The organism is Streptomyces sp. NBC_01439, from assembly GCF_036227605.1.
GTDB lineage: Bacteria > Actinomycetota > Actinomycetes > Streptomycetales > Streptomycetaceae > Streptomyces.
In genome coordinates this window covers 8,415,802-8,437,276 of record NZ_CP109487.1, presented here as the reverse complement: position 1 = coordinate 8,437,276, position 21,475 = coordinate 8,415,802, and the positions used below count along the sequence as shown (strand labels likewise).

At 71.4% G+C, this 21,475-nt stretch carries 24 protein-coding genes and 3 pseudogenes; 15 read left to right on the top strand and 12 right to left on the bottom strand.

Annotated elements, in window-relative coordinates:
- Window positions 1–273: 273 nt before the first annotated feature.
- Complete coding sequence (locus OG207_RS38370) at window positions 274–1,182, bottom strand: universal stress protein (RefSeq protein ID WP_329105456.1); 909 nt, start codon at window positions 1,180–1,182, stop codon at window positions 274–276.
- A 251-nt stretch (window positions 1,183–1,433) separates the two neighbouring features.
- On the opposite strand from OG207_RS38370, the gene OG207_RS38365 reads away from it, so the two are divergent.
- The 3 genes from OG207_RS38365 (at window position 1,434) to OG207_RS38355 (ending at window position 3,481) form a co-directional block, all read left to right on the top strand.
- Window positions 1,434–2,114 carry a CBS domain-containing protein gene (locus OG207_RS38365; RefSeq protein ID WP_329105454.1) on the top strand — a complete coding sequence of 227 codons (681 nt, stop codon included), beginning with the start codon at window positions 1,434–1,436 and terminating at the stop codon, window positions 2,112–2,114.
- A 33-nt stretch (window positions 2,115–2,147) separates the two neighbouring features.
- Window positions 2,148–2,375 carry a CBS domain-containing protein gene (locus OG207_RS38360; RefSeq protein ID WP_329105452.1) on the top strand — a complete coding sequence of 76 codons (228 nt, stop codon included), beginning with the start codon at window positions 2,148–2,150 and terminating at the stop codon, window positions 2,373–2,375.
- Between the two features lie 113 nt (window positions 2,376–2,488).
- Entirely contained in the window at window positions 2,489–3,481 is a 993-nt protein-coding gene (locus tag OG207_RS38355; protein WP_329105450.1) for an Acg family FMN-binding oxidoreductase, read from the top strand.
- A 520-nt stretch (window positions 3,482–4,001) separates the two neighbouring features.
- Here OG207_RS38355 and OG207_RS38345 read toward each other — a convergent pair.
- Together OG207_RS38345 and OG207_RS38340 are read right to left on the bottom strand one after the other, a co-directional pair.
- On the bottom strand, window positions 4,002–4,553 hold the full coding sequence (locus tag OG207_RS38345; RefSeq protein WP_329105447.1) for a hypothetical protein: 552 nt from the start codon (window positions 4,551–4,553) through the stop codon (window positions 4,002–4,004).
- Window positions 4,550–5,149, bottom strand: a complete 600-nt coding sequence (locus tag OG207_RS38340) for a hypothetical protein (protein WP_329105445.1) — start codon at window positions 5,147–5,149, stop codon at window positions 4,550–4,552. The genes OG207_RS38345 and OG207_RS38340 overlap by 4 nt, the downstream gene beginning before the upstream one ends.
- Window positions 5,150–5,505: 356 nt before the next feature.
- Between OG207_RS38340 and OG207_RS38335 the strand changes: the two genes are divergently transcribed.
- Window positions 5,506–5,664 (top strand): hypothetical protein, encoded by a 159-nt coding sequence (locus OG207_RS38335; RefSeq protein ID WP_329105443.1) that lies wholly within the window; start codon window positions 5,506–5,508, stop codon window positions 5,662–5,664.
- Here OG207_RS38335 and OG207_RS44170 read toward each other — a convergent pair.
- The 3 genes and pseudogenes from OG207_RS44170 to OG207_RS38320 all read right to left on the bottom strand — a co-directional run bounded on the left by OG207_RS44170 (window position 5,621) and on the right by OG207_RS38320 (window position 7,511).
- Window positions 5,621–6,160: a hypothetical protein gene (locus tag OG207_RS44170; RefSeq protein ID WP_443072879.1), complete on the bottom strand. Its 540-nt coding sequence runs from the start codon at window positions 6,158–6,160 to the stop codon at window positions 5,621–5,623. The genes OG207_RS38335 and OG207_RS44170 overlap by 44 nt on opposite strands.
- Window positions 6,096–6,434 (bottom strand): annotated as a pseudogene (locus tag OG207_RS38325) (HAD family hydrolase); the annotation flags it as partial. The gene OG207_RS44170 and the pseudogene OG207_RS38325, both read right to left, overlap by 65 nt.
- Complete coding sequence (locus tag OG207_RS38320) at window positions 6,435–7,511, bottom strand: alcohol dehydrogenase catalytic domain-containing protein (RefSeq protein WP_329105441.1); 1,077 nt, start codon at window positions 7,509–7,511, stop codon at window positions 6,435–6,437.
- Window positions 7,512–7,791: 280 nt separating this feature from the next.
- Here OG207_RS38320 and OG207_RS38315 point away from each other — a divergent pair.
- The 4 genes and pseudogenes from OG207_RS38315 (at window position 7,792) to OG207_RS38300 (ending at window position 11,363) form a co-directional block, all read left to right on the top strand.
- Window positions 7,792–8,453: pseudogene (locus OG207_RS38315) on the top strand (CBS domain-containing protein).
- Window positions 8,454–8,607: 154 nt separating this feature from the next.
- The gene (locus OG207_RS38310; protein ID WP_329105438.1) at window positions 8,608–9,267 is read left to right on the top strand and encodes an MSMEG_1061 family FMN-dependent PPOX-type flavoprotein; all 660 of its coding nucleotides are present in this window, start codon (window positions 8,608–8,610) and stop codon (window positions 9,265–9,267) included.
- 177 nt (window positions 9,268–9,444) lie between these two features.
- Window positions 9,445–10,038: a winged helix-turn-helix domain-containing protein gene (locus OG207_RS38305; protein WP_329105436.1), complete on the top strand. Its 594-nt coding sequence runs from the start codon at window positions 9,445–9,447 to the stop codon at window positions 10,036–10,038.
- Window positions 10,039–10,148: 110 nt separating this feature from the next.
- Window positions 10,149–11,363, top strand: coding sequence for an MFS transporter (locus OG207_RS38300; RefSeq protein ID WP_329105434.1), 1,215 nt, complete (start codon window positions 10,149–10,151; stop codon window positions 11,361–11,363).
- Between the two features lie 123 nt (window positions 11,364–11,486).
- On the opposite strand, the pseudogene OG207_RS38295 reads toward OG207_RS38300, so the two are convergent.
- Window positions 11,487–12,352, bottom strand: a pseudogene (locus tag OG207_RS38295) (MATE family efflux transporter); the annotation flags it as partial.
- Here OG207_RS38295 and OG207_RS38290 point away from each other — a divergent pair.
- On the top strand, window positions 12,312–12,983 hold the full coding sequence (locus OG207_RS38290; RefSeq protein ID WP_329105432.1) for a dipeptide/oligopeptide/nickel ABC transporter ATP-binding protein: 672 nt from the start codon (window positions 12,312–12,314) through the stop codon (window positions 12,981–12,983). The pseudogene OG207_RS38295 and the gene OG207_RS38290 sit on opposite strands and share 41 nt — an antisense overlap.
- Here OG207_RS38290 and OG207_RS38285 read toward each other — a convergent pair.
- From OG207_RS38285 to OG207_RS38265, 5 genes are all read right to left on the bottom strand, one after another.
- A complete protein-coding gene (locus OG207_RS38285) occupies window positions 12,980–13,453 on the bottom strand; it encodes a MarR family winged helix-turn-helix transcriptional regulator (RefSeq protein ID WP_329105430.1) in 474 nt (157 codons plus the stop codon). The genes OG207_RS38290 and OG207_RS38285 overlap by 4 nt on opposite strands.
- Before the next feature lie 203 nt (window positions 13,454–13,656).
- Window positions 13,657–14,616: a M56 family metallopeptidase gene (locus tag OG207_RS38280; RefSeq protein WP_329105427.1), complete on the bottom strand. Its 960-nt coding sequence runs from the start codon at window positions 14,614–14,616 to the stop codon at window positions 13,657–13,659.
- Complete coding sequence (locus tag OG207_RS38275) at window positions 14,613–14,993, bottom strand: BlaI/MecI/CopY family transcriptional regulator (protein WP_329105425.1); 381 nt, start codon at window positions 14,991–14,993, stop codon at window positions 14,613–14,615. The genes OG207_RS38280 and OG207_RS38275 overlap by 4 nt, the downstream gene beginning before the upstream one ends.
- A gap of 139 nt (window positions 14,994–15,132) precedes the next feature.
- Window positions 15,133–15,690, bottom strand: a complete 558-nt coding sequence (locus OG207_RS38270; RefSeq protein ID WP_329105423.1) for a hypothetical protein — start codon at window positions 15,688–15,690, stop codon at window positions 15,133–15,135.
- Window positions 15,687–16,070: a BlaI/MecI/CopY family transcriptional regulator gene (locus OG207_RS38265; RefSeq protein ID WP_329105421.1), complete on the bottom strand. Its 384-nt coding sequence runs from the start codon at window positions 16,068–16,070 to the stop codon at window positions 15,687–15,689. The genes OG207_RS38270 and OG207_RS38265 overlap by 4 nt, the downstream gene beginning before the upstream one ends.
- Window positions 16,071–16,181: 111 nt before the next feature.
- Here OG207_RS38265 and OG207_RS38260 point away from each other — a divergent pair, with 111 nt between their 5' ends.
- From OG207_RS38260 to OG207_RS38235, 6 genes are all read left to right on the top strand, one after another.
- Window positions 16,182–16,850 (top strand): DedA family protein, encoded by a 669-nt coding sequence (locus OG207_RS38260; RefSeq protein ID WP_329108180.1) that lies wholly within the window; start codon window positions 16,182–16,184, stop codon window positions 16,848–16,850.
- 127 nt (window positions 16,851–16,977) lie between these two features.
- Complete coding sequence (locus OG207_RS38255) at window positions 16,978–17,565, top strand: TetR/AcrR family transcriptional regulator (RefSeq protein WP_329105419.1); 588 nt, start codon at window positions 16,978–16,980, stop codon at window positions 17,563–17,565.
- A gap of 101 nt (window positions 17,566–17,666) precedes the next feature.
- Window positions 17,667–18,368 carry a phosphatase PAP2 family protein gene (locus tag OG207_RS38250; RefSeq protein WP_329105417.1) on the top strand — a complete coding sequence of 234 codons (702 nt, stop codon included), beginning with the start codon at window positions 17,667–17,669 and terminating at the stop codon, window positions 18,366–18,368.
- Complete coding sequence (locus OG207_RS38245) at window positions 18,365–19,201, top strand: undecaprenyl-diphosphate phosphatase (RefSeq protein ID WP_329105415.1); 837 nt, start codon at window positions 18,365–18,367, stop codon at window positions 19,199–19,201. The genes OG207_RS38250 and OG207_RS38245 overlap by 4 nt, the downstream gene beginning before the upstream one ends.
- 245 nt (window positions 19,202–19,446) lie before the next feature.
- On the top strand, window positions 19,447–20,025 hold the full coding sequence (locus tag OG207_RS38240; protein WP_329105413.1) for a hypothetical protein: 579 nt from the start codon (window positions 19,447–19,449) through the stop codon (window positions 20,023–20,025).
- 298 nt (window positions 20,026–20,323) lie between these two features.
- Window positions 20,324–21,394, top strand: coding sequence for a hypothetical protein (locus tag OG207_RS38235; protein ID WP_329105411.1), 1,071 nt, complete (start codon window positions 20,324–20,326; stop codon window positions 21,392–21,394).
- Window positions 21,395–21,475: the final 81 nt, after the last annotated feature.

The window sequence follows — 21,475 nt, the reverse complement described above, 5'->3', positions numbered from 1 at the left end:
CGACGGTCGGCGGTCAGCGGTCGGCCCTCGGCCCGGGTCGGTCGGTGGGCCCGGTGATCACCGGGCCCACCGGTGACGCTCGCCTCGGGGGTGTCGTTCCGGCCGGGAGCGTCGTCGACGTGAGGGCGTCGTGCCGGGGTGGTACCGCGAGGACCAGGCGCAGCGGGAGCCGGCGCCGGTGGGCTTCGTCGGCGGCCCAGGCCAGCGGAAGGTGTCGTTCCCGATCCGGGTCGATACCCACGACGATGCCGTGTCTTCCCGGCTGATGGCCGTTCACGCCCGGCTCCCGGAATCGGCGCCGGTCCGGGGGACGAGGAGGACGGGGCAGTGCGCGTGGTGCAGCAGGCTGTGCGTGGCCCTGCCCAGGTTGGGGGCGAGTCCGAGGGGTCCGGGGGCCCGGCGGCCGCCCATGACGAGCAGGTCGGCGTGGCGGGAGGCCTCGACCAGGACTCCGGCGACGGAGATGCTCTTCTCCGCGTCGGTCTGGATCTCCAGGTCGGGGAATTCACCGCGGATCGCGTCCGTGGCGGCCCGCAGGGTCTCTTCGTGGCCGCTCGCGATCTCGACGACGCCGTCGAGCATGCTGACCACCTCGCCGACGGACTGGAGGATGTTCCACACGTGCAGCAGCCGCAGGGAGGCCCCCCGCAACTCGGCTTCCCGGGCGGCGTACCGGGCGATCTGGACGTCGTGCTCGTCGCGCACGGCGGCGAGGACCGTGCCGGTCTCCTCGGCCCCGTGGGTGCCTCGTACGACGATGACGGGGGTCATGGCGACGGCCGCGGTGCCCAGCCCCACCGATCCGAGCAGGAGGGAGTTGAATCCGCCCAGGCCCCGGTGGCCCACCACGACCGTGCCGTGGCGGCCGGCGGCCCGGTGCAGGGCGGTGACGGCGTCAGCCCGGCTGAACTCGGTGGTCACGTTCAGGTCGGGGTACTCGGCCGCCACGGCCTTCGCCGTGTCGTCCAGCAACTCCCGACCGCGGAAGCGGACCATCTCCACGGTTTCCGCCGACAGGTACAGGCCCCTGCCGTCGGTGTCGGCCCCGTACACGACGTGGAGGGGACGGTCACGGCGCACCGCCTCCTCGGCAGCCCACAGGGCGGCGCTGCGCGCCGACTCCGAGCCGTCCACGCCGACGATGACCGAGCTGGTGTCCGGAGCGCGGAAGGTACTTTCCACGATTCCTCCCAACCGAGGATCCGATGAAGGACACCCCTCACGCTGCCACCGTCGGCGCTCCGGGCAGAGGGCCGCCCGGGACAGCCGAGGGGGGGCCGAAGGGCCCCATCGTCCCCCGTGTCTTCCGGGTCCCTTTCGGTCCGGGACGGGACCGTTCGGCCCTCGATCACCGGGCGGGGGTCGGTGGATGGTGGGGGCACGTCCAACACCGGGGACCGGCCTCGCGTGACGCGGCGGAGCAGGAGGGCCTCATGAAGCGCATCAAAGTGGCGGACCTGATGACCGACGAGGTCGTCTCCGTGGCCCCGGTCACCGCTTTCAAGGACGTCGCGAAGCTCCTCGCCCAGTACGACATCTCGGGAGTCCCCGTCCTGGACGACGAGGACCGCGTGGTGGGTGTCGTTTCCCGAACGGACCTGCTGGCCCACACGGCGGACCCCCGTACAACGGGCCCCCGCGGCTCCCGGCAGGACGACTCGGGGACGGGACCGCCCACCGCGGGCGACGTCATGTCCGCGCCCGCGGTCACCGTCCACGCCGAAGAGACGGTGGCTGACGCCGCGCGGCTGATGACCCGCCGGAGCATCGAACGTCTCCCCGTCGTGGACGTGGAGGACCGGCTCGTCGGCATCGTCACCCGCCGTGACCTGCTCCGCACGTTCCTGCGCCCGGACTCCGAGATACGCCGACGCGTCACCGACGAGGTCCTCGTGGAGGTCCTGGGCCTGCCGGCCGATGACGTCGAGGTCCACGTGGTCGACGGCATCGTCACCCTGGACGGCCGTGTCGAGCTGCGGAGTCAGCTCGCTGCACTCCTCGGCCTCGTCGAGCGCCTCGACGGGGTCGTCGCGGTGGCGTCCCAGGTGACCGCCCGCACCGACGACACGGCAACCGCTCACGCCGACCGCGCCCGCCACGCGATGCCGTGGTGAGGCGGCCCCGGACCGCACGAAAGAAGTCACGCCATGAAGCACCTGCGCACCGTCGAGGACGTCATGACGCGCGCCGCGATCTCCGTCGAGCGGAACACCGCGTTCAAGGACGTCGTGGCAGCGCTGCGGATGTGGAACGTCAGCGCGCTCCCCGTCCTGGACCAGGACGGAAAGGTGGCCGGCGCGCGCTCGATGGCCCGCAGACACCTCAAGCGCCTTGTGGACGTCAAGGCGGACTTCACCACCCCGGTACCCGCATGAGGAGATGCCCGCCCGGTGACCCCCGGTAGCACCGTGCCGCACCCCGCGCGGATGCCGATGCGGATGCCGATGCCGAACAGCACGAATGAGGCCGTACAGACAGGACCAGTCCCATGACCGTCGCACCTCTCGATCCCGCCGCCGTGGCCCGACTCGTCGACGACGCCGTCACCGCCCCGTCCATGCACAATGCCCAGCCGTGGAAGTTCGTGTTCCGTGCGGGCAGCGGAACCCTGGCCCTGTACGGCGATCCGGACCGCGCCATGACGCGGACCGACCCGGATCACCGTGCCCTCCAGCTCGGTTGCGCCGCGGCGCTGTTCAACCTGCGGGTGTCCGCGGCCTGGAACGGCCTCCCCGTACGCGTACGACTCTTGCCGGACGACTCCGAACCGTGGCTGCTCGCCACGGTGGCCGTCGACGGAACCGCTGGTGAGGAGCACCAGTTGGCCTCCTTGCACGGCGCCGTCCGGCGTCGCCGCACCAGCCGGTACCCCTTTGACGACGAGCCGGTGCCCACCGCACTGCTGGACGGCCTGGTGGCCGCGGCCCGCTTGGAGGGCTGCCGACTGACCGTCCCGGACGCGTGGCACCTGGACACCGTGCTCGGGCTGGTCCGGGACGCAGAGCACCGCGAGGAGATCGATCCGCTCGTCCGGGCGGAGACCGCGACCTGGGTCTCCCCCGTGCCGGGCGCCACGGGCGGGCGCCGCGACGGCGTTCCCGCCACCGCGTTCGGACCGAAGAGTTCCGCAGGCCCCGCCCCCGTACGCGACTTCGGTCGGGCCGGGCCGATGCCGGATCGTGGCCGGGCCGTGTTCGAGAAGCGGCCGCAGTTGGCCCTGCTCGGCACCGCGGGGGACACGAGGGTCGACTGGCTGCACGCCGGCCAGGCGATGGAGCGCGTCCTTCTCCAGGCCACTGCCGACGGCCTTGCCACCTCGATGACTTCCCAGCCCCTGGAATGGCCGGAGCTGCGGTGGACGGTCCGCGACCCGGTCGCGGCCATGGGACACGTACAGATGGTCCTCCGCCTCGGCTACGGACCCGCGGGGCCCGCCACGCCGCGCCGCCCGGTGACCGAGGTACTGGAAATCCGGGAGTAGGAACGTTGTCGTCGAGCTGCAGGGCGCAGATCGCCCCGGGCCGGGCTGCATGGACTGCGGCGAGGGCCACGGGCAGGCGTGGTCGCCCGGATGCTCGGCTACAACGACGACACCACGACCCGCCTCGCCGAAGAGGCCGGAGGAACCTGGCGCCACTACGCCCCCGGCGACCACTCACGGTGACCACAAGCCCTCAGCAACTGAGGAATACGCGACAGCCGATTACGCGAGGTGGCCGGTTTCATGCCCCATCACCCGCATCACCCGCATCACGTACCGGACCCAGCGCTTCGCCACCGCAGCCCTGCCCTCCATGTCACGTACTTCGGGTAGGACGCTGTCGGGCCCCGGCGCCACCACGGGACCCCCAGAGCATCACTCTCAGGTATACGACACCGCCCGGCAGCTTCGCGATCCCCATGCGCTCCTCGTCGGGGCTGGTCCCGGGCGGGCCCTCCCACTCGGCCCGGCTGGTGTCGAGCGCGTAGCGCTCATCGGACCATTCCGTCTTCCGGGCGGCTCAGGCGCAGTTCAGGGTCTTCACGGTCTCCGCCATGTACGTGCGCATGAACCTCTCCACGGCGGGCCGCAGGTCGGCCTTGTCCTTGGCGGCCCGGGACACGATCACCGTGAGGGTGAAGTGGTCTCCGGCCTGCGTCCGGCAAGCCGTGGTGGCGGTCGCGCCCTCGTTGCCGAGGACGGAGTCCTCGAACCCGAGGTTCACCCGTGCCGGATCCGTCAGCCCCACCACACTGCTCTGCCGGGCCGTCGCCAGCAGGTCCTCCGGCGCTCCCGGATGCCAGGCGAACCGGAACGCGAGCGCCCGCTCGCCGTCCACCGCCACCACGCACGGCGCCGTCTGCGGCTTCTGCCGGTCCACCCGGCTGGACTCGGTGATCTTTCCGTAGGGTTCGAGCAGCGGCTTCGACAGGCCCGCCGGGACGGGTGTGCCGCAGAGCTTCTCCGGGACCGCCCGGTCCTCCTCCGAACCGCCGCCGCACCCGGCGAGCGAGGCCGCGAGGACCGTGACCGCCGTGAGCGCGCCGGCTCCGGCGGCCGCGGTCCGCCTCATTCGGCAGCCCCGCTCGGCGGGGTGGTGACGCCCTTGGCGCGCTCAGCACCGGCCCCCGCAGCCTCGTCGACCTTGGTCTGGTACTCGTATTGGCCGCCGTCCTTGTCGTGCTGCTTCATCCACTCGTCGGTCAGCGCCATCAGCTGGCCGTTGCGCTTCTCGTACGCCTCGTAGCGCTTGTCCGAGTACTCCTGGTCGATCTGCTTCTGCTCGTCCGCCAGCCACTTGTCGACCACGAAGTCGAAGCCGGCCTGGACCTCCGCGTCGTAGGCGGGCAGGTAGCCGATCGCCGTGTCGAACATCCACTTCTCGTCCCAGGCGGCCGTCTCGGCAGGTCCGACCGCCTCGGTGCGGGCCTGCTCCAGGAAGCCCACCGTGCGCCCGGCCTGCAGCAGCGACTCCTCCGGGTGCTTCTGGCCCGCCTCGTGGATGTCGGCGACCATGGCCTGATTGATCCCGTAGTTCAGGGACCCATAGGCCTCCTGGTCCTTGGAGACCTGCTTGATGACCTCGTACATGTCGTTCTGCGGCACCGGCAGGTTGCGCATGTCCACGGCGCTGGTGACCTCGTGCACCGTGCCGGCGTGGTTGACCATGACGTTCGCCATCGGCTCGCGCAGCGACTCGGGAAGGTCGTCGCCGGCCTTCGCAAAGTGCTCGATCGCGTTCTTGAAGACGGCCTTGTTGTCGGCGCTGTGCTCGACGAACTTCGGGTTCTCCGCGGACGGGTCGATGCCGGTGGCACCGGCCTGCAGGGCCGCGGCGAAGCCCGCCCGGTCGTCCTTGTCGAGCGCGGCGGAGTAGTTGGGTGGAGTTGCCGTGCTCGTTGGCCTCCAGCACCACCTCCCAGTTGCGCTCCATGAGGTGCTTCATGCGGTCCTCGTCCTTGAGGTAGGACGCGGACGCCTCCGGGTCGCGGCTCATCACGCCGAGCAGCCCGTCCATCGGGTCGTTGGCGAACCAGCCGGTCCGCTCCCCGCTGTACTCCGCGGCCTTCTTCTCCGCGGGCGTCGAGGCGAGGTCCTGGTTCCCGCCGGGGAACAACGGGCCTGGTGGAGGACCCGAGTTCAACCGCATCGTGGCCTGGCCTGCCTCGGTGGACCGCGCCTGACTCCAGTCCTGCTCGACCCCATCTCCAACCTCTCCCCGTTGACCGTCTGCGTCAGCCGTCCGACCGCGGCCCTGCCCGCACCGCTGCGGCAGAAACTTCTCTTCGACGCTACCAGGGCCGGGAGCGCCGTCCGGCAGCCCGCGAGGTAGGTGCCGGGGTAGTGGATGCCGTCGGCGACGCTTTCGGGGGCCGAACCGCGGGTGGCGAAGCGGCCGTTCCCCAGGGTGCACAGAGAATCGACCAGCCGCCCGGTCTTGGGGTCGTAGCGGTGGTACCCCCAGCGCCAGGGGGTGTTCGCGGGCGGCGGCCCCCTTCGAGGGGGGGGCGGGCAGTCCGCCGAGGTCGGGGAGGACGAGCTGGGCGCCGAACCTGTGCAGGGCGTCCCGCATCCGCGGGTCGCCCTCGCGGTCGAGCCCCACCACCAGGCGGAAGCGGCCTCGGCGCCCCGCGTCGACGCCTGCGAGCGCGTCCTCCACGACGACGGTGCGTGCGGGATTCACGTCGAGCCGGCCGGCAGCTTCGAGGAAGGGGGCGGGGTCGGGTTTGCCCGGAAGGGCGAGTGCGGCCGCGTCCTGTCCGTCGACCAGGGCGTCGAAGTAGCCGATGAGTCCTGCGGCTTCCAGAAGGGAACGGGCGTTCCGGGAAGCCGGGACGGCTGCGCACCGGATCGCCTTCTCCCGCAGCGCCCGGAGTGCTGGCCGCACGTCGTCGAAGGTGCGGACTCCTTCAGTCCGCAGGATCGCCGCGTGCCGAACGTGCAGAACATGCACTCACTGCTCCTGCGGCGGTACGGCGACCGCGTCGTGCTGCGGTCCGCTGAGCACGACTTTGAGGGCGCCGGTTTCGCCGGCGCGGGAGAAGACGTCGTACGCCTTTTCCATCTGGTCCAGCTCGAACCGGTGGGTGACCATCGCGGCCCCGGGCAGGCGGCCGGCGGCCATCATGCGCAGCAGCACGGGGGTGGAGCGGGTGTCGACGAGGCCGGTGGTGATGGTGACGTCCTTGATCCACAGGTCTTCGAGGTGGAGGACGGCGGGCTTGCCGTGAACCCCGATGTTGGCGACCCGCCCACCCGGGCGGACCATGCGGGTGCACATCTCGAAGGCCTCGGGCACGCCGACGGCCTCGATGACCACGTCCGCCCCGAGCCCGTCGGTGAGGTCCTCCACCAGCCGCTCGGGCTCCTCGTCCGCACTCGCGGTCGCATCGGCGCCCAGGTCGCGCGCGGCCGCGAGCCGGGCGGCGGCGAGGTCGACGGCAATGATCCGCCCGGGGCTGTAGAGCCGGGCCGTGGCGACGGCGGCCAGGCCGACGGGTCCGACACCGACCACGACGACGGTGTCGCCCGGGCGCACGTTGCCGTTGAGCACGCCGACCTCGTAGGAGGTCGGGAAGACGTCAGCGAGCAGCACGGCATCGTGGCCGGCCAGGGCGCTGGGCAGCGGGTGGACGGAGAGGTCTGCGAAGGGGACGCGCACGTACTCGGCCTGGGTGCCGTCGATGGTGTGGCCGAGGACCCAGCCGCCGCCTCCGCGGCACTGGCCGTAGTGCCCTTCCCGGCAGAAGCGGCAGCGGCCGCAAGCCGAGATGCAGGAGATCAGGACGCGGTCGCCGGGGCGGACGCTGCGGACGTCGCCGCCCGTCTCGACGACGGTTCCGACGGCCTCGTGGCCCAGGATCCGTCCGGGCGTGACGTCGGGGACGTCGCCCTTGACGATGTGCAGGTCGGTGCCGCAGATGGTGACGGCGTCGACCCGGACGATCGCGTCGGCGGCGTCCTTGATGGAAGGGTCCGGTACGTCATGCCAGGAGGTCTGCCCGGGCCCCTGGAAGACGAGAGCCTTCATGGCGCGGCCTTCTCTCTGTGTCTGCCGTGCGGGAGGGGGGGTCACCGCCAGGCTGTGCCCGTGGCCCTCCGTCCCGCTTGGGCCGGTCGGCCTCTACCGGGGACCGGTCGGTCCCCGGTAGAGGGGGCGCTCCGGTGCGACGGTGGAGGCGGCATCCGTTCCGAAAGGAGGGCTGCTGCCATGCCCCTGTCGGCCTGCTGGCCCCCACTCCCACCCCGCCCCGCACGACAGCGGGCGTCCCGCTCGCCTGCTCCCCCGTACCGACACTGAGGACCCTGCCATGACCTCCACCCCGTACACCGTCGCCGACGTCATGACCGGCAAGGTCGTCGCCGTCACCCCCTCGACCGGCTTCAAGGACATCGCCGCCGCGATGGAGCGGTGGAAGGTGACCGCCCTCCCCGTCATCGAGGGCGAGGGCCGCGTCGTCGGCGTGGTCTCCGAGGCCGACCTCCTGCCCAAGGAGGAGTTCCACGAGCACCGCCCGGGCCTGATCGAGCAGATGCGCCGTCTCGGCGACACCGCCAAGGCGGGCTCCACCCGCGCCGAGGACCTGATGACCACCCGGCGGTCACGATCCGCCCCGACGCGACCTTGCCCCGGGCCGCCCGGCTCATGGCCGACCGGCACATCAAGCGCCTCCCGGTCGTCGACGCCGACGGCACCCTCAAGGGCATCGTCAGCCGGGCCGACCTCCTCAAGGTCTTCCTCCGCACCGACGAGGATCTCGCCACCGAGATCCGCGACACCGTCGTGGACCGCCTCTTCCCCCTCTCCCGTGAAGCCGTCGAGGTCACCGTGGTCCAAGGGATCGCCACCCTGACCGGCGGGGTGGCGGACCCCGACCTGATCCCCCTGGCCGAACGCCTCACCGGCTCCGTCGAGGGCATCGTCGACGTCCGCTGCCGGCTCAACCATCCGGCCGAAGCCAGCGGTTCCTGACGCTGCGCTCATGGCACGCCGACGGAGATCACGCGCAACACCTCATCGGCGGGCCCGGTCCACAGAGGGACCCGCCGGCGCTCACCCTCACGTCGCTCGTGTGGTGCATTCACCTGCCGAGATCGGTCCCAGGTCCGCCTCTTAGGGTCGGGGCATGACACAGCCCCATGCAAGCAGTGCCTTCGACTCGCTCCGCCTCGACGCCCTTTCCGACCAGGAGGCGTTGCGCCGGGTCTACGAACTACCCAAGGACACGGCCTTACGCAAGCAGATGACCGAACTCACCGAACAGACAGGGCGGTTGATCGAATGCTCCGCACTGGTCCTGGTCGCCAGCGCGGACGCCGAGGGCAACTGTGACGTTTCCCCGCGCGGCGGACCCGCCGGATTCGTCGCCGTCTTGGACTCACGGACGGTGGCAGTACCAGACGCGACCGGCAACAAGCGTCTGGACACCCTGCGGAACGTCGTCGCCACCGGACGGGCCGGGCTGCTGTTCGTCATCCCGGGCCGCACCACGACGCTGAGGGTGAACGGCCGGGCCTGCGTCTCCACCCGCCCGGAACTGCTGTCGCAGCTGACCGCCGTGGGCAAACCGCCGGCCAGTGCCCTGGTGTTGGGGATCGAAGAGGTCTACCCGCACTGCCCCAAGTCGCTCCTGCGCAGCGGGGCCTGGAAGCCGGAACGGTGGTTGCCGGCCGACGCCCAGCCGACCTCGGCCGAGGTGATGTTGGCCCAGCTGCGGATGCCGGAGCTGACGATCGCCGACATCGAGGAGGCGGAGGCGGATTCACTGAAGCACCGGTACGAGTAACGGCCGACGTGCGGGCCGTTCTGCGGGTGCGCGGCGCCCCGGATCAGCGGGCACCGGCTGATCGGCGACGCCACGCCATCCCGGCCCGGACCGGCCCGGACCGGGCGTACCTCAGCGGCCTTTCGGGGGGCTCCGCGGCGCTTGTAAAGGGTTCTTTAGCAAGATATGTTTAGAAGCATGGCTGAGATCACGCCCGGCGACGAAGCCGGGGGGTTGCGGCGGTCCGTCCATCTCACGGACCCCCGCGCTCTGCGCGCCTACGCCCACCCGACCCGCATGAAGCTGGTCGCACTGCTGCGGGTCGAAGGGCCCTTCACGGCGACCCGCGCCGCGCAGCTCACCGGCGAGTCCGTCGCGAGCTGCTCCTATCACCTGCGGACGCTCGCGAAGTACGGTCTGGTCGAACACGCCGAGGGCGGTCAGGGCCGGGAGAAGCCCTGGCGCGCCACGGCCCACTACACCAACTGGCAGAACGCCGAAGGCGAGGCGGCCGAGGCACTCAGCACGGCCATGGCCCAGCGCTACTTCGAGCACATGACGCACGCGATCGACACCCGGCACCAACTACCGGGCGAGTGGCGCCGGGCGGAGTGGTTCGGCGACGACGTCGTCTACCTGACTGCCGCCGAACTCACCGAAGTGGGCGAGCGCTTCTCGGAGATCCTCGGCTCCTACGGTGAGCGGCTCGACGACCCCTGCCTGCGACCGGACGACGCGGCACCGGTGACCGTGCTGCGCATCGCGTTCCGCAACCGCAGGACGACCACATGACAGTCGCATGAACTCGCTGAACCCGGAGTGACCGCATGCCAGCGACCAAAACCCCGGCGCGGGGCGAGTTAGCGAAGCCGGCGCACCGCGATCCCAACGTATGGCGTTGGGTGGTTGCCTATACCGCCTCGGTCGTGGGCAACGGCTGCTTCTTCCTGGCTCTCGGCTGGGCGGCGAGCCGGACTGCCGCACCAGCGGAAGTCAGTGTCGTCATGGCGGTCGGCGCCGTTCCCCGTGCCGTGCTCATGCTGGGCGGCGGAGTGATCGCGGACCGTTTCAGCCCCCACTATGTGATCATCGGCAGCGACATGGTGCGCTGCGCGGTGATCCTCGCCGCAGCGGCAGCGCTCGCCCTGGCGTCTCCGGGTCTTTGGCTGCTCGTCGCGGTCGCTCTTGTCTTCGGGGTGGCCGACGCCCTGTTCCTTCCCGCGGTGGGCGCGCTGCCGGCCCGGCTCGCCGACGCCGAACAGGTCCTGCGAGTCCAGGGCATGCGGTCCCTGGCGGTCAGGTTGGGCAACAGTCTGGGGGCGCCGCTCGCCGGCCTGGTGATGGCCCTGAGCGGACCCGCCGCCGCGTTCGCCGTCGCCGGCGGTCTCTTCGCACTGTCGTTGACCTTGCTCTTCACCGTGCGCATACGCGCTCTGCCCGTACAGAAGCCCGACCCGGAAACGGCGGCAGAGGGGGAGGCGGAGGGGGCACGAGGGGGCAAAGCTGCCGGAATGTGGCAGGAGATGACCAGTGGGCTGCAGTACGTGCGCAGACAGCCACTCGTCCGCATGCTCGTCCTTGCCCTGGTCGTCGTCGAACTCGGCTGCGTCGCCCCCTTGAGCATCGGAGTGGTGCTGCTGGCGCGTGACCGGGACTGGGGTGCGTCCGGTGCCGGCTGGACCCTCGGCACGTTCAGCATCGGAGCCGCTGTGAGCGCGCTGCTGCTCACGACCTGGGGCCGGCTGCCGCGCCCCGGTGCTTTCTACATCGCGTCGCTCGCTGCCGGTTCGGCCTCGATCGCCTCGCTCGCCCTGGCCCCGAGCCCCCTGATCGCGGCTGCCCTCGGAGCCGTCGGGGGCCTGGCCCTCGGACTGAACGGCGGCATCTCCTACGCCCTCGTGCAATCCGCTTGCCATCCCGGCTATCTGGGCCGGGTGATGTCCTTGTTGAGCCTTGCGAGCTTTGGTGTCGGGCCCCTGGCCCTACCGGTCTTCGGCGCTGCGGCGGCAGGCTTCGGAACGGCCGCGGCCTTCACCGTGTTCGGGGCAATCGCCGGCCTCGGCGCAGTGACCTGTATCTTCTCGACAGACGTCCGCCACGCCGAACTACCCAACTGAGCCGCCGGAGTCCACGACTGCCCTCGCCTCACATCACCCCGGGCAGGACCGACGGCGGACGACGGGTCGAGCAGGGTGCGTCGGTGTGGGGGCGGCCCGTAGTGCCCCGGGCTGAAAGCCAATTCACTCGGGGAGCGGCTGCGCGACGGCGGGGGTGGCGTGAGCCTGCTCGTGGCGGGTGAGGGAGTGGGAGTAGCGGCGCAGGAGGAGGACGGCAGTGGTGGCGAGGCCGGTGAGGAGGCCGAGCCAGATGCCGAGGGCATCGAGGTCCAGGGCATAGGCGAGGAGCCAGGAGGCGGGGAGGCCGACGGCCCAGTAGCCGATGAGGGTGATGTGGAAGCCGCTCTTGGTGTCGTCGAGGCCGCGCAGGAGTCCGACGCCGATGTTCTGGGCGCAGTCGAAGAACTGAGGAAGGTGGTCACGATCAGGAGATGGGTGGCGATGGTGAGCGCCTGGGCGGAGCCGGAGTTCAGGAAGGGCGCGAGGATCAGCTCGGGGATCGTGAGGTAGAGCAGTCCGACGACGGCCATGACGGCGGCGGCGCAGGCCAGGGCGGTGTTCTTGAGGCGGCGGGCGTCGTCGTGGTTGCCGAGGGCGAGTTCGCGGCTGACGTTGATGGAGGCGGCGTGGGAGAGGCCGACGGCGACCTGGAAGACGATGTAGACCAGCTGGTTGACGGCCGTGTGTGCGGCGAGCGCGTCAGGCCCGAAGGAGCCCGCCATCAGGGCGGTGATCGAGAAGAAACCGGCCTCGGAGCCGTAGGTCGCGGCGATCGGGACACCGAGGCCGACGAGGCGCTTGACGGTGGCCGCGTCGGCCTTGGTGATGTCCGGGGTGAGGAGCGGTGCCAGCTCCTCGTCCTTCTTCGCGGAGAGGTAGAGGGCGAGGAAGGACAGCAGGTAGACGGTGGAGGTGGCGACGCCGACGCCGGTGAGACCGAGTCGGGGCATGCCGAAGGTGCCGTGGACGAGGACCCAGTTCAGGCTCGACCTCGACGTACGCCCCGGTGCCCTGACCGCGGTCGTCGGCCCGTCCGGTTGCGGCAAGACCACCTTGGTGCGCACCCTCGCGGGGCTGCACCCGGCCGGAGGCGGCGCACTCGCCCTCCACGGCACACCGCTCGCAGGCACCCATCGCCGGCGCAGCCGTGACCAGTTGCGCCGGATCCAGCTCGTCCCTCAGAACCCGCTCGGCGCCCTGAACCCCGCCCGTACGGTCGGCGCCACCCTCGTCCGCCCCCTCAAGCTCCACCTCGCGCTGCCCTCCGACCAGCGAGAGACCCGGGTCGCGGAACTCCTGACGGCCGTCGGCCTACCGGAGGACTTCGCCTCCCGCTACCCCCACGAACTGTCAGGCGGGCAGCGCCAACGGGTGTCCATCGCACGCGCTCTGGCCGCCGAACCGGACGTCCTGCTGTGCGACGAGGTCACGTCCGCCCTCGACGCGGATACCGCATCCGACGTCATGGCGCTCCTCCACGACCTGCGCACGCGCCGGGGCCTGGCCGTCGTGCTCGTCAGCCACGACCTTCCCCTGGTGCTGCGCCACGCCGACGAGGTACTCACCCTCGGCGGGCAGGACACCGCCGTACCGGCCGAACACCAGGCGGCTTCGACCTAGGTCGAAGCCGAGCGCACCGCGCCGGCACGGGCGGCCGTGGCGCACACCCGCCGGAGCAGGTAGTGGAGCTGGGTGCGCTCACCCTTCGTGAGGGACGCCAGCAGGACGTCCTGCACCGCGTTCATGTCGTCCTGCACGGTCGTCAGTGCCGTCGCACCGGTCGGGGTGAGGGTCACCACCTCGTGGCGACCGCCGATGTTGACGACCATGTCCTGTACCAGGCCCTGCGCGAGGAGGTCACGGATCGCCCGCGTGACGTCTACCGGTGGAACGCCCATCTGCTCGGCGAGATCGCGCCGAGCGTGTGGCCCCAGTTCGGCCAGTGTCCTGAGGACCGACCGGTGCAAGGGACTCGGCCCGCCCGCGCTCACGCGCTCGGTCATCAGCGCGTCCGCGGCCCTGCCCGCCGCAGCCAGGAGGTGCACGGTCTGCTCGGAGGGACTCGACGACCCGCTCCCCCTGTCGTACACGTCGCATCCAATCGCCGGGGAGGGGGATGTCACCTCCACCCAGGACACGCGGACGATATCGCCCACGACGCGCCGGGCGCCGGGCGCTGGGCACGGAGCACGTCGGCTCCGGAATCACCCGGCACGCCGGGCCTGGAGGGACTGGTGGAGTAAACCCAGGCTCAGCTTACTTACACCCGGCCGATTGGTCTACATCGACGTCGTCACTCGGCGGCCCGGTCATCCAGAAGGTCCCGGGCCACGAATTCCACGTACTCGTGGAGTCCGTACGCCAGAACCAGACCCAGCAGGGCGGAGGCCGTCACCGCTGTCACCAGTCCGGCCGCGGCCGCCTGCGTCCTGCGCGCCTGTGGCCGGACCGGTACCGGCCGCAGCAGGGCTTCGACCCGCTGCGGAACCGGCCCGGTGCTCACCGACAGCAAGGGGCCGCGGCCCTTGCCCGCCTTCTCGGCGGACGCGACGGCCAGCGCCGCGCGTGCGATCGCGGTCGCGGCCAGCCGCCGGTCGCCCACCGACGAGGCCGCCGACTCGTCCGCCCACCGCTCCAGGTGGAAGTCCAGCGCCGGGCGCAGGGACCGTAGGGCGGGGTGCACCGCGGCCGCCAGGTAGGCGGTGACCGACCACAGGTGGTGGCGGCCCGTCAGATGGGCCCGCTCGTGTCCGAGCAGCACCTCGCGCTCCGCCGGACCGAGGGTCTTGAGCATGCCCGTCGTCACCACGACCCGGCCGCCGCGCCCGCGCCACCCGGGCAGCGCGAACGCCTGCGGCTCGGCATCCGGTACGACCAGGAGATCGCCATCAGGCACTGCGCCGCTGGTGGACGCCCAACTGCGGGCGAGCAGCGAGCGGCGCTCGTACCAACGGCGGACCAGCAGCACCGCCTGGAAGGCCAGCACCCCACCGGCGACCGCGGCCACCGGTACGGTGGCCGGCCACTCAGCAGCCGCCTGCGACAGCGGAATCTGCTCCAAAGCGGCGAGGAACGGCACGTGGAACAGGCCGATGAGCGCTGCCACGGTGCCGCCGGCCAGCAGAAGGGCGGCTCCGGTCAGCGCCGCGCACGCTTCCCTCGGCGGCATGAGACCGGCCAGCCGGCGCGTGGCCGGCACCGCTGCCCAGGGAAGCAGCAGAGTCAGCGCGACCACGGCCAGAACCAGGGTCATTCGCCTTCCCCGGAATCCAGGAGCAGACGCCTCAGCACTTCCTCGTCGTCCCCGGACAGCGAAAAAACGAACCGCTTCAGTACCAGGTCGCGTTGCGGCTCGCGCTCCAGCTCGCGGCGCATGCGCCCGGCCGCCAGCCCGGCGGCGTCATCAGCCGCGGCGTAGGTGAAGCCCCTGCCCTCGCGGGTGCGCACGACCGTCCCCTTCTCGTAGAGGCGGGTGAGGATCGTCGTCACCGTCGTCCTGGCCAGGTCCCGACCGAGCGCGGCGTTGATCTGCTGCGGGGTCAACGGTCCCTCGGCCGCCCACAGGACCGCCAGCACGTCCGCGACGAGTTCACCGTGCGGGCGCCTCGCGTCCCCGCCGTCCTCCACCATCCTGCTCCCGCCCCGCTGCCGCCCCGGACTCGCATGCCCGGTCATCGAAGAATAGGTTTGCCTTATCTCACTGTACGGGGCCTGAATCGAGCCCCGCATACATACGCCGGCGGACGCCGCCCGCCCGGATCGGACCGCGTCACTCCTCGCCGGTCTCGCCCTGTGCGATCTCGATGCCGGCGTGCAGGTCGTCGACCGCCTGGAAGGACGCGCCGGTCGACACGGCCAGACAGGCCAGCAGCACCAGCGCCGCCAGGCGGGGCGGGGCTCCAGGGACACGCGTCCGTGCCGGATGCACGAGCAGGGCCGCCACCCGCAGGGGCACCGGGCCCGTTGTGGCGGCCAGCGCGAAGCCGGGCCGGCACCGAGCGGGGGACGTACGGGCGGCCAGAGCGGCCCTGCCGATGGCCCGGGCCGTGAGGCGGCGGTCGCCCACCGTCTGCGCGGCGCATTCGTCCGCGGTGCGCTCCAGTGCGTAGCGGAGGAGCTCGCGCACGGCGCGCAGCCCCGGATGGCAGTGGGCGGCCAGCAGGGCAAGGGTGGCGATCCTGCCCGTCGCGAGCCCGACTGCCGAACAGACCAGCAGCCGGACGGCCCGCCTCGGCGGGAGGCCCACGACCAGCACGCGGCACACCGGACCGGCGAGGAAGGGCAGCAGGAGTGGCAGGAGGAGCGGCAACGACACCAGCCGGCTCACGCGGTGCCCCCGGCGCCGTCGCCATCCAGCAGGGCGCGCAGCAGCGCCTCGTCCTCGTCGCTCAGTTGCGAGACGAAGCGGCTCAGCACCGTCCCGCGGTCCTCGGTCCCGGCCAGCTCCGCGTGCATGCGGCGTGCGGTCAGCCCAGACGCGTCCTCGGTCGGCACGTAGGCGAACCCGCGGCCGGACCGGGTACGACTGACCACGCCCTTCTCGTACAGACGGGACAGGATCGTCGTCACCGTCGTACGGGCACGGGAGGAGCCGAGCGCCTCCTGAACCTGCCCCGGCGTCAGCGGGGTTCCGGCCGCCCACAGCACCGCCAGGACGCTCGCCCCCAGCTCACCGGCGGGCCGCCGCTCCGCATGCGCATCCCCCACGGGAATCTCCTCACACAACAATCGTCTACAGTGACGTAGACCGTCTACGTGACTGTAGTCGACGATGTCGTCACCGCCCCGGTCCACTCACCTCAGGGAGAGCCGTCCGCCATGGCCCCATCCGCCCTCACGGCAGTGCCACAGGCCGTGAACCTGCTCGACGCCGGATCCCTGTTGTCCGCATTCGGCGCGCTCGGCATCGCCGTCGTCCTCTTCGCCGAGACCGGCCTCCTGATCGGCTTCTTCCTGCCCGGCGATTCCCTCCTGTTCACCGCGGGCCTGCTCTGCGTGCCGGGCGGGGACCGCCCCGTCCACCTCTCGCTGCCCCAGGTACTGGCCTTCGCCATCATCGGCGCGCTCCTGGGAGCGCACGCGGGCTACCTGATCGGCCGACGCGGGGGCCGCGCTCTGCTCGCCCGTAGCCGGAGCCGAAAGCTCCACGACGGAGCCGAGCGCGCCGAGGAACTCCTCCACCGCTACGGGCATGCCAAGGCCGTGGTGCTGGCCCGCTTCGTACCGGTGGTGCGCACCGTGCTCAACCCCCTGGCCGGAGCCCTCGGCGTGCCCGCCCGCGTCTTCTCCCTGTGGCAGGTCGTGGGCGGGCTCCTCTGGACCGTGGGCCTCGTCCTCGCCGGATACGCCCTCGGCTCCTCCGTGCCCGACGTCGACCGTTACCTCCTGCCGATCGTGGCCCTCGTCGTCCTCGTCTCCCTCACGCCGGTGGTTGTCGAAATGGTCCGCAGGCAGGGCCCCCGCACTCCGGACGGTGGTGCGCGGTGAGCCCGTTCGCCCTGGACGGGCCGGCCGAAGAGGCGCCGCGGCTCCTGCCGGCGGCGGCGTTCACCGGAACCCGCCACCCCCACTCGCCGGCCGGCTCGCCCTGGCCCCCGACTCCTCAGGACGGGAGATGACCCAGCACCCCGGTCACGCGGCGATCGTCGCCGCAGCGCTGCCCCTGGTCGTGAGGCACGGCACCTCGGTCACCACCTCGATGGTCGCCCGGGCCGCGGGAGTTCCGACAGCGGCCGTCTTCACCGCGTTCCCCGACAAGACCGCCCTGCTCGACGCCTGTGCGGCCGAAGCCCTCAGGGCGGACGAAGTGGTGACGGCCATCAACGCGATCAACCTGACCGTGCCGCTCGAAGCCCGACTGGCCTCGGCCGCCGTACATCTGCGCAGGTACGCAACCCGCCTGCTCCTACTCGCCGATTCCATGCTCCTGGACCGGCCCCGGCCCACCCGGCCCACCCGGCCCGCCGGGCCCACGGAGAACTTCGACGGGCACGCCCGATACGAAGGAGAGCTCGCGTCCCTCCGAGAAGCGCTGACGGCTCTGTTCGAACCGGAGCGCGAGCTCCTCAGAACGCCCCCGGAGCATCTGGCCCGGGTGTTCCAGTCGATGGTCTTGTCCGACGCTCCGCCCGGCCTTGCGGAAACCCTGCCGACCGAAGAGCTGGTGTCGCTGCTCCTGTGGGGCGCCCTCGCCCCGCCCTGACCGAAGGCAGTGCGCCTTCCCCGCCCCACGCCCTCCCCACCGTGCCGCCGTGCCGCCGTGCCGCCGCGCCGCCGTGGCGGTCTGTTCAGACAGGACGGCAGATGCTCCCTCTACCCGCGGCCGCACCCCGCCCCGCCGGCAAGCCGTGGCAGTGGCCCGCCGTACCGGTGCTGGTGTGCTCGATGCTGCTGGCGGCGCTGGTCGCGTCCGCCGGCGCGGCCCACGGCGCTCCGTTCGGAGTGGACGAAGCCCTGCACCGCTGGGTGCTGGAACACCGCCCGCGCCGGGCGGTCGAATGGGCCGTGGCGGTCACCGTGACGGGGAGCGGCGTGCCCGCCTACCTGCTGGCGATGCTCGCCGGGGCCATGACCGTCAGAGCCCACCGTTGGCGCGGGGCGCTGGTGGGGGCACTTGCTCTGGGGTCGGTGCAACTGCCGCGCATCGCCTTGGCGTCATGGCTCGCCAGGCCCCGACCGCCGGTCGCCGAGTGGGCGTGGTCGGCCGACGGTTACGCCATGCCCTCGGGTCACACCACCACCTCCGTTGCCGTGGCGGTCCTCCTCACCGCCGGGGTGCACCGAGTGGTGCGGGGCCCGGCGCGCCGGACGCTCCTCGTGATACCGGCGCTGTGGGCGGCGGCCGTGGGCGCCAGCCGTGTATACCTCGGCATGCACTGGCCCACCGATGTCCTGGCGGGATGGCTGCTGACCGCTCAGTGGGCCGGGGTGCTCGGGATGTTCCTGACTCTCCTGCGGCGCCGGAAGTCCGGCGCCGTCCCGTCGAACGAAGGTGAAGGCACGTGAGCGCGATCAGTGTGGGGCAGGCCGTGGTCCTGGGCATCGTGGAAGGGGTGACGGAGTTCCTGCCGGTCTCGTCCACCGGCCACCTCAAGATCACCGAAGGGCTGATGGGCATCCCCGTAGACGACAAGTCCGTCGTGGCCTTCACCGCCGTCATCCAGACGGGCGCGATCGCGGCAGTCCTCGTCTACTTCTTCCACGACATCGTGCGCATCGTCTCCGCCTGGGGACGCGGACTCGCCGACCGCGAGGAGCGCTACCACCACGACTACAAGTTCGCCTGGTGGGTCATCTACGCCACCATCCCCATCGTGGTCGTGGGGCTCGCGGCGAAGCCGCTGATCGAAGGACCGCTCGCCTCCCTGTGGGTGGTGGCCGGATCGCTGATCGTCGGCAGCGGCCTGATGTGGGCGGCCGACCGAACGGGCCGCCACAAGCGCGGCGAGGACGACACCGACCTCAGGGACGCCATGCTGGTCGGCTCCTCCCAGATCCTCGCCCTGCTCTTCCCCGGCTTCTCCCGCTCCGGCGCCACCATGTCCACCGGTCTCATCCTCGACCTGGAGCGGGTCGCAGCCACCCGCCTGTCCTTCTTCCTCGGCATCCCCGCCCTGACCGGCGCGGGCCTCTACGAGCTGCGGGACGCCCTCGGCGCCGGCGTCGACGCCCTCCCCCTGGTCACCGGCACCGCCGTGTCCTTCGCCGTCGCCTACGCCTCGATCGCCTGGCTCCTGAAGTACGTCGCCAAGCACTCGTTCAACGCCTTCGTCGTCTACCGGATCGCCATCGGCGTACTCCTCTTCGGACTGCTGGGCACCGGCGTACTGCACGCCTGATCACCAGGCGGTCCGAGAAAGTCCAACACCGGGGCAAAACCCCCGGATATCCGGGGCGCAAATGGAAGGAAGGCCGTCGACGCCGCGACGTTTCGCCACCCTCCCTCGGCTCGAACCGTGTCCCCACCGGGCCGTGCCAACAGTGCGGACGGCCACCTTGACGCCCATGGACACTTAGGTCAGCCATACCTTTGTTCGCTCCCCGCCGGGGTGAGCACATCCCGCAGAAGATCCCTGGAGCAGCAATGTCCACCGCCGACGCCACCGCGACCCCACGAAGACCAGGACGGGAAGCAGAACTTCTCCAGCTCCCCGCCTGGTGCGGGCCTGCGGCGGCGTCCCTCGCCGTATGCCTCGGGTGGGCGACCACGACGTGGATCGCCCTGCACCTGCGCGCCGATGTCACCCTCCACACCGTGGCACTCTTCGTGCACCTCGCCTCCCTGGTGCTGGGCTTCGGCGCGGTGCTCGCCATCGACTACTACGGCGCGCTGTGGCTCACGGGCCGCAAGACCCTCCGTGAAGTGCTCGACTTCACGGCCCCGCTGCACATCCCCGTATGGGCCGGCCTCGGCGGTCTGCTGTTCAGCGGTGCGTTCCTCCACCCCGATCTCAGCTCACCTCTGACGTGCGTCAAGCTCGGCCTCGTGCTCCTGCTCTCCCTCAACGGCGTCCATGCCTCCGCCCTTCACCACCGGCTGGCCGCCGTCGACGGCGGCCCGGTCAGCCGCCGGCTGATGATCCGCGGCGCCGTGACGGCCTCTGTTTCACAAGCCGCCTGGTGGGGTGCAGTCGCGATCGGCTTCCTGAACAGCCAGCGCTGATCACCCCGCCGATTCCCCGGACCCCGCCCACTTGCGAACTGGCGATGTCGGGTGAGCAGGCGCCACCGCACGGCGGCGCGATGGAACGGATCAGCGCGAGCCGTCCCGGAGGCCGGGTCGATCGCCCGCCACATCGAGGCGCTGCCGACCGACAAGGCCGGTCTTGCCGGGCCATCCGACAGTGACGTTCCCGCACTCCCTCACCAGTACAAAAGCATTTGCGAGAGGTCACGCTCCCCGGTCATACTCCCGTGTCCCCCCACCCGTTCAGATCACTCCTCACCAGGGGGCTCACACCGTGGAAGTCGCTCGCATCGTCGTCATTGGGCTCGCCATCGCCGTGGCTGTCATCTTCTACCGCCGCACCACCGGCGACCTCCCCGGCCGGGACTCGTCCCGCGCCGCCCGAAAATCGGGACTCCTCCCGCAGTCCCGGCAGAACACCGGCCGCGCGGCGCCCGACCCCGAGCTGGAATCGGCGGCCGCCGCAGCCGCCCGGGGCAGTTGGGAGCCGGCCGCACGGTTGATGGCCGAGACCAGACAGCGCCGCGACTGGGCACGCCGCTCCTCCTACGCCGCCACCCTCGGATCCCACCGGGCCGCCCGCCCCGGCAGCTGGCTGCACACCTGGGAGACCGCCGTCGGGCCGGACGACCCCGACCTCGCACTGGTACGAGCCAAGGCGATGGTCAACCTGGCCTGGCACCAGCGTGGTGGTGGCTGGGCCAAGCACACCAGCCCCGAGCAGTTCGCCGGGTTCCACGCCACCCTGGCCCGCGTACCGCAGGAGAACGCCCGCGCGGCCGAACTGAACCCGGACGACCCCACACCCCATGTCAACGAGATATGGGCGGCGCTCGGCCTCGGCTACTCCCAAGAGCACATGGACCGGATCTGGAAGGAGATCACCGCCCGCGACCCGCACCACTACAACGCGCACTACGCCGCGCTCCAGTACTGGTGCGCGAAGTGGCGCGGCTCGGAAGATCGCGCCATGTCCTTCGCCCAGCGGGCAGCAACGGACGCGCCGGCCGGCAGCCTGCTCACCGCGCTCCCCCTCATCGCCTGGTACGAACACCGCGACACGGACGCGAGCGACGCCGACTTCCTCTCACCCCACGTGACCTCCCTGGTCGACGCCGCCCTGGCCGACCTCGCCGCGGCCCCCGCCGACCACCCGAACACCGCCGAGCTGCGCCACCTGCTGGCCTACTTCTTGACCCGCCAGAAGCGCTACGACGCGGCACTGACCCAGTTCCGCCTGGTAGACGGCTACGTGGACGCCCTCCCGTGGAAGTACTGGACCGACCCGGCGGCGGCGTACTGCCACTGGCGCGATCGAGCGGCCCGCCGAGCCCGCCGACACTGAACCGTTCTTGGGGCTTTCGACGACCAGGAGCGCCCGGTTTCCGGGGATCTCGACGGCGTGAACGCCGTTGGGGCGAATGCC

Coding starts and splice junctions, on each gene's coding strand:
- OG207_RS38365 (WP_329105454.1), top strand. CDS start 1,434: ATGAAGCGCATCAAAGTGGCGGACCTGATGACCGACGAGGTCGTCTCC.
- OG207_RS38360 (WP_329105452.1), top strand. CDS start 2,148: ATGAAGCACCTGCGCACCGTCGAGGACGTCATGACGCGCGCCGCGATC.
- OG207_RS38355 (WP_329105450.1), top strand. CDS start 2,489: ATGACCGTCGCACCTCTCGATCCCGCCGCCGTGGCCCGACTCGTCGAC.
- OG207_RS38345 (WP_329105447.1), bottom strand. CDS start 4,553: ATGAGGCGGACCGCGGCCGCCGGAGCCGGCGCGCTCACGGCGGTCACG.
- OG207_RS38340 (WP_329105445.1), bottom strand. CDS start 5,149: ATGGTCAACCACGCCGGCACGGTGCACGAGGTCACCAGCGCCGTGGAC.
- OG207_RS38320 (WP_329105441.1), bottom strand. CDS start 7,511: ATGAAGGCTCTCGTCTTCCAGGGGCCCGGGCAGACCTCCTGGCATGAC.
- OG207_RS38310 (WP_329105438.1), top strand. CDS start 8,608: ATGACACAGCCCCATGCAAGCAGTGCCTTCGACTCGCTCCGCCTCGAC.
- OG207_RS38305 (WP_329105436.1), top strand. CDS start 9,445: ATGGCTGAGATCACGCCCGGCGACGAAGCCGGGGGGTTGCGGCGGTCC.
- OG207_RS38290 (WP_329105432.1), top strand. CDS start 12,312: ATGCCGAAGGTGCCGTGGACGAGGACCCAGTTCAGGCTCGACCTCGAC.
- OG207_RS38280 (WP_329105427.1), bottom strand. CDS start 14,616: ATGACCCTGGTTCTGGCCGTGGTCGCGCTGACTCTGCTGCTTCCCTGG.
- OG207_RS38275 (WP_329105425.1), bottom strand. CDS start 14,993: ATGGTGGAGGACGGCGGGGACGCGAGGCGCCCGCACGGTGAACTCGTC.
- OG207_RS38260 (WP_329108180.1), top strand. CDS start 16,182: ATGGCCCCATCCGCCCTCACGGCAGTGCCACAGGCCGTGAACCTGCTC.
- OG207_RS38255 (WP_329105419.1), top strand. CDS start 16,978: ATGACCCAGCACCCCGGTCACGCGGCGATCGTCGCCGCAGCGCTGCCC.
- OG207_RS38250 (WP_329105417.1), top strand. CDS start 17,667: ATGCTCCCTCTACCCGCGGCCGCACCCCGCCCCGCCGGCAAGCCGTGG.
- OG207_RS38240 (WP_329105413.1), top strand. CDS start 19,447: ATGTCCACCGCCGACGCCACCGCGACCCCACGAAGACCAGGACGGGAA.